This window comes from Vibrio sp. V12_P9A6T4 (genome assembly GCF_963874835.1).
In the GTDB taxonomy this organism is placed as follows: Bacteria; Pseudomonadota; Gammaproteobacteria; order Enterobacterales; family Vibrionaceae; genus Vibrio; species Vibrio anguillarum.
Genome location: NZ_CAWNJO010000013.1, coordinates 1 through 3,278, shown reverse-complemented (window position 1 = coordinate 3,278; position 3,278 = coordinate 1). Strand labels below are relative to the sequence as shown.

Below are 3,278 nucleotides of genomic sequence, written 5' to 3'. Positions count from 1 at the left end.
GTTGTTGGTTAAGCGTTGTTGCCTCATTCGAGTTTTACGCCAATTTGCTGTGAGTTTAGTTGGTCAGATTTTCGTTGAAAGGGCACTTTGTTCTTTTGATCGTAGTAAATTTAACGTGGTTTTTATTCAAATCATGGTTTCGATGAGGTTAACGAGTTTTGGTGCTTGGGTTGGTTTGAAACTCTGAGTTATTCTAATGGTTGTTTAAACCTAAGTATTTGAAGTTTAAGCATAACAAACGGTTCAAGAGGGACAGCCAACGCGCGGCATTTTTATTATGCGTTGATTTTTGTGGTTACGGCGTTATGCGGAAGCTTGGTAGTGGCGTTGTCTGCCCCTTAACCGGGCGTTAGGTTTAAGGTTATACATGGAAATCAAAGAGTTTAGTGTTTGTAATCTGGAATCATTAAGGAAGATCTATCTTCACTCTAGAAGAGATGGTTTTACATGGCTCAAGACGGACAGCTTTCGATTAGAAGACTTTGATCGTGATACTCAAGGTGAACGAATTTGGCTAGTTGAGGCTTTAGGTAAAGTTGCAGGTTTCATCTCGATTTGGGAACCTGACAAATTTGTTCATCATCTGTATGTTTCCAGCGAATATCAGAGTCAAGGTATTGGCTCAATATTACTTAACGGTGCGAAAGCAAAATATGGCTATTTGAGTCTTAAATGTATGGTTCAAAATCAAAAGGCACTTGAGTTCTATTTGTCACAAGGTTTTGCAATTGTGTCGCAAGTAGATGATGAATTTGGTGGTTATTATCACATGAGCTTCAGCTCAAAAACCTAACAAACGGCTCAAGAGGGATTGCCAACGCATGGCGGCTTTAGTTCAAAATTGAAGTTCAGTGTTTACGGTGTGTTTTTTAAGTTCGGCGGTGCGTTGTCAACCCCTTAGCCGGGCGTTAGCATTCTGAGGACTTAAAAAGTCATATTCAAATGGTAGAAATCAATCGTCGCGTATAATAGTTGTGTGACAATTCACCATTTTGTAGTTTAATTATCCCTTGTAAAATTATTTAAAGTTAGTTGTGTTAATGAAAAGAGCAAATGTAAAATTAATGTTGAAATCTTCCGGTGTTGTACTGTCTATATTGTCATTTTATAGTTTTGCTTCATTGAACTGTTCAGGTTTTTCTGGGTGTGAAAGAAAGTATTGTGAGATTGAGCAGCAAATAGAAAGTGCTCAGTTAGCTAATAATCAAAAAAAGATAGAAGGACTAAAAGTTGCCCTAGCGGAAGCCAAGTCCAATTGTAGTGACACAAAACTTAAGCAAGATTTAGCTGACGAAATTAAAGAAACTAAAGATAAAATTGCCGAATATAACTTAGATTTACAAGAAGCAAAGGGAAGTGGCAAGGATAACAAAGTCAGGAAATACCAAAATAAAATTCAAGAAGAAGAGCGTAAATTGGAGTCGCTTCTACAAGAGTTATCCGAATTAGGCTAGATAATGCTAACAAACGCTTCAAGAGGGACAGCCAACGCATGGCATTTTTATTATGCGTTGGTTTTTGTGATTACGGTGTTATGCGGGAAGTTAGTAGTAGCGTTGTCTGCCCCTTAAGCGGGCGTTATGCAACTCAGGTAAATTTAGGGTTTCAATCTTTTGGGATTTCTCCGGCCATTTGTTTTGTATTGTCGGCAAATGAGCATTTTTACCCTCAAATTCGTGGTTCACTCAAACCGTAAAACAGGCAAGGTTCTTTGTTTACCTCAATCAGTTTTAGCGCTGGCGCGTTGTGAATCTTGCGGGTGCAAAGTGTGGAAAGGGCAAGTTTATCGAGTATTTCGCATTTGCTGAAGGTCTTGCTTGTTGAGTTTGTCTCATTCAAAAACTTAGTTTGTTGTTGAAAGGTGGGCTTTGTTTTGGCAGCTTATTTATCATGGCTCTGGCTTGGGTTGGTTCTTGAATCACTCAACCATTGCAATTGTAGTTTTTGATCGAGTAAAGTCAGTTTATCTTATTGAATTTGCATAACAAACGGCTCAAGAGGGATTGCCAACGCTTGGCGGTTTTAGTGCAAAATTGCAGTTCAGTGTTTACAGTGTGTTTTTTAAGTTCGGCGGTGCGTTGTCAACCCCTTAGCCGGGCGTTATGTGCATGGAGGCACTAATGAACATTGGTATTTATATTTACGATGGGGCCGAAGTTCTCGATTTTTCAGGACCTTTCGAAGTTTTCAGTACAGCTAAACGATTAGGTGCAGAAAGCTGGAATGTATTTTTAGTTTCAGAAAACTTGGAACCAGTGAAAGCCAGAGGTGGTTTTACTGTTTTACCTGACTACTCGTTCCTGCATCACCCTCAAATTGACCTATTAATCGTTGTTGGTGGTATCCATACGAACGAAATGAATAAGACCAATGTGCTTCATTGGGTTGCATCAGTGGATAAGCACGCTAAACATATTGCATCAGTTTGTACCGGAGCATTCATATTAGCTAATGCGGGTTTGCTGAAAGGACTTGCTGTTACGACTCATTGGGAGGATATATCTGAGCTGAAACAACGGTTTCCTGACTTAGTCGCTGTGGAAGATAAACGTTGGGTAACAACAAGCAAATACACCACGTCGGGTGGTATATCTGCGGGTATTGATATGAGTTTGTTCTTGATATCAAAGTTTCATAGTCAAAGCCATGCTGAGTTAGTTGCCCATCAAATGGAGTACAACTGGCAAAAATGCACATAACAAACGGCTCAAGAGGGATTGCCAACGCTTGGCGACTTTAGTACAAAATTGAAGTTCAGTGTTTACAGTGTGTTTTTTGAGTTCGGCGGTGCGTTGTCAACCCCTTAGCCGGGCGTTAGGCAAGGTGAGTTTTTATCAGCTAAATCGAGTTGGAATTGAGCGATAAATTCCATGTTTTGTGGCTTAGCTTAAGCAATAAATAATCATCACATATTTGTTGTTTCTTGATCGCGTTGAGTTGCTTAGCGCTGTCAGTTTAGCGGCAAAATAACCTTCAGCATCCAAACGTCCGCCGAGCATGCTACGCTCGTCACTTTTCTTCCAAATCGCTCAATTTGAGTTTTTTGTTTCTTTGCTGAGTTGGAATTTTGTTTTATAAATGAATCAGTTAGCTAGTTTTAAGTTTACAAAAAAGCTTGTTCTTTGGTTTCTAAAGTGTCGTTGTCAATCGGTTGGCCTAACAAACGGCTCAAGAGGGATTGTCAACGCGTGGCGGCTTTAGTGCAAAATTGAAGTTCAGTGTTTACAGTGTGTTTTTTGAGTTCGGCTATGCGTTGTCAACCCCTTAGCCGGGCGTTA

General features: G+C 39.9%; 3 protein-coding genes. All 3 read left to right on the top strand.

Annotated features, from left to right (window positions below):
* Positions 1 to 367: 367 nt before the first annotated feature.
* The 3 genes from AACQ42_RS00730 to AACQ42_RS00720 all read left to right on the top strand — a co-directional run bounded on the left by AACQ42_RS00730 (position 368) and on the right by AACQ42_RS00720 (position 2,699).
* Positions 368 to 793 carry a GNAT family N-acetyltransferase gene (locus AACQ42_RS00730; protein ID WP_045571622.1) on the top strand — a complete coding sequence of 142 codons (426 nt, stop codon included), beginning with the start codon at positions 368 to 370 and terminating at the stop codon, positions 791 to 793.
* A gap of 247 nt (positions 794 to 1,040) precedes the next feature.
* Positions 1,041 to 1,454 carry a DUF1090 domain-containing protein gene (locus tag AACQ42_RS00725; RefSeq protein WP_254918606.1) on the top strand — a complete coding sequence of 138 codons (414 nt, stop codon included), beginning with the start codon at positions 1,041 to 1,043 and terminating at the stop codon, positions 1,452 to 1,454.
* Between the two features lie 666 nt (positions 1,455 to 2,120).
* Entirely contained in the window at positions 2,121 to 2,699 is a 579-nt protein-coding gene (locus tag AACQ42_RS00720; protein ID WP_176429734.1) for a DJ-1/PfpI family protein, read from the top strand.
* The last annotated feature ends 579 nt before the right edge of the window (positions 2,700 to 3,278 follow it).

Coding starts and splice junctions, on each gene's coding strand:
- AACQ42_RS00730 (WP_045571622.1), top strand. CDS start 368: ATGGAAATCAAAGAGTTTAGTGTTTGTAATCTGGAATCATTAAGGAAG.
- AACQ42_RS00725 (WP_254918606.1), top strand. CDS start 1,041: ATGAAAAGAGCAAATGTAAAATTAATGTTGAAATCTTCCGGTGTTGTA.
- AACQ42_RS00720 (WP_176429734.1), top strand. CDS start 2,121: ATGAACATTGGTATTTATATTTACGATGGGGCCGAAGTTCTCGATTTT.